The organism is Candidatus Hydrogenedentota bacterium, from assembly GCA_035416745.1.
Lineage (GTDB): Bacteria > Hydrogenedentota > Hydrogenedentia > Hydrogenedentales > SLHB01 > UBA2224.
In genome coordinates, this window is the sequence record DAOLNV010000002.1 from 177,497 (window position 1) to 179,558 (window position 2,062).

The 2,062-nt window shown below is 59.9% G+C and carries 2 protein-coding genes; both read left to right on the forward strand.

What is annotated here, in order from left to right:
• Positions 1-66: 66 nt before the first annotated feature.
• Positions 67-1,470, forward strand: coding sequence for a neutral/alkaline non-lysosomal ceramidase N-terminal domain-containing protein (locus PLJ71_01765; GenBank protein HQM47380.1), 1,404 nt, complete (start codon positions 67-69; stop codon positions 1,468-1,470).
• Positions 1,471-1,762: 292 nt separating this feature from the next.
• Positions 1,763-2,062 (forward strand): hypothetical protein (locus tag PLJ71_01770; protein ID HQM47381.1); only part of this gene is annotated, 300 nt, incomplete at its 3' end.

Below are 2,062 nucleotides of genomic sequence, written 5' to 3' on the forward strand. Positions count from 1 at the left end.
TCCCTCGCGTATGGTTTACTTTTGGGCTTAGTTCCAAGCGGCCAAACGTTGGAGAGAGGAGCTTTCATGAAAGCCGGATTTGCCTCGCGGTGCATCACGCCGTTATTGGGAAAAGAAGTGCCCGGACTCTTCGAGAAACGGTATGCGCAGGGAGTACATGACGACCTTTTTGTGCGCGCCGCGGTTGTTGACGACGGCAAAACGAGCATCGCCATGGTGCAGTGCGACACGATCAAGATCTCGGTTGCAATGACGGCCCGCGCCCGCAAGATGGCCGAGGCGCTCTGCGGCATCCCCGGCAAGAACTGCTTTCTCTCAGCTACGCATACCCACTCGGGGGGACCGGTTTTCGGGTCGTTCATCTCGGAGGCCGACACCGAGTACCAGGATTTCATTGCCGATCAGGCGGCCCATGCCATCGCCGAGGCGTACCGCGTACGGCGTCCGGTGCGGGTGGGAACGGGCGCGTGTCCGGCAGAAGGGGTTGCGTTCAACCGCCGGTTCGTCATGAAGGACGGCTCGCAAATCACGCATCCCGGGAAAATGAACCGGGACATCGTTGCCCCTGCGGGGCCTGCCGACCCGACCGTTACCGTCGTGGGGTTTTGCCCCGCGGACGAAACCGAGCCCATCGGGGCGATCGTGAACTTCGCGTGTCACGCGACGCATATGAACGGCGTCCTGTATTCCGCCGATTATCCCAAGTACGTCGTCGACACGTTGCGGGCAATCTACGGTGAGGAATTCGGAGTGGTGTATTTGAATGGGGCATGCGGCGACGTGACGCAGGTGGACAACCAGAGCCCGCGTCCCGGTGAATTCGGCGAGTATTGGTGCAAGCGCACGGGGCGGTCGGTCGGGGCAGCAGCTCTTCAAGCCCTGGCCAAGCTGGACTATTTCACGAAGGCCACGGTTGACGCGGCCGCCAGGAGTCTCCTGGCGCCCATTCGCAAGAGCACTCCGCAACAGGTCAGGGCCGCGCGGGAAATGGCCCGGAAATTCGCACCCGACCCCAAGAACATCGACACCATCTATGCCCATTGCTTGCTTCAGGTCGAGAAGATGCGCAGGGCGCGCCCGAAAGAACGCCTCGAAATCATGGGTGTGCGCATCGCCGACGCGTGTTTCTGGGGCGTGCCCGGCGAATACTTCCAGGAATTCGCCCAAAACGTGCGCCAAAAGTCGGAATTCCCCCACACCTGCTGCGTAGAGCTCGCTAACGGCTATTTCGGCTACATCTGTACCGAGGAAGCATTCAAGGGCGGCGGGTACGAGATCCGCACCGCCCCGAGCAGCTATCTCGCCGAGGATACGGGCCGTCGCATCCAGAAAACCGGCGAACGGGTCGTGGCGCTCCTATACGACGCGGGGCGAATTGAGATCGCCAGGCTTCCGGAAAAACGCGCATGGGAAAGCCAGGACGACGACGATGCCCTCGGCGGTATCCACCAAATCAAGAAAAAGCCGTAGCGCCGCGTTGCCGGACCCCGAAAGAGCGCCTTGGCGTGTTACTCGGAATTGCCGGACTAGACGGACCCCGGGGGACGGGGGACGTCATTGGGCCCGGGACATGATGCGCGGTGGCCCACGGAGCTTCCGTGAAACCATAAATATAATCATCGCAATCTCTTACAAGACTCTCGGGATTGGCTTCGCATGCAGTGCGGGGGGCACAAAACTTGCTATACGCCGTTGAAATCGGTATACTTGGGTTCTTTCGCCAGGCAACAAAACACTTTCTAGATAGCATGAAGGAGCGCAGATGGTACGCAGTATGACTGGTTTTGGTAAGGCCGCATGTACCTGCCAGGACCAGGAGATTTCGCTCGAATTATCCTCTGTAAACCACCGGTATCTGGATTGTTCGTTCCGGCTGGGCAACTCGTGGGTGTCTCTTGAGCCGGTTTTCAAGGGTGTTGTGCGCAAACACGTGTCTCGCGGTAAGATCCAGGTGACGGTCAACCGGCGGAAGATAACGACCTCGGCGGAAACCGTCCGGCTGGACACGGGTCTTGCGCGGCAGTATATGGACGCGTTGCGCGAATTGGCCGCGATGATGGGG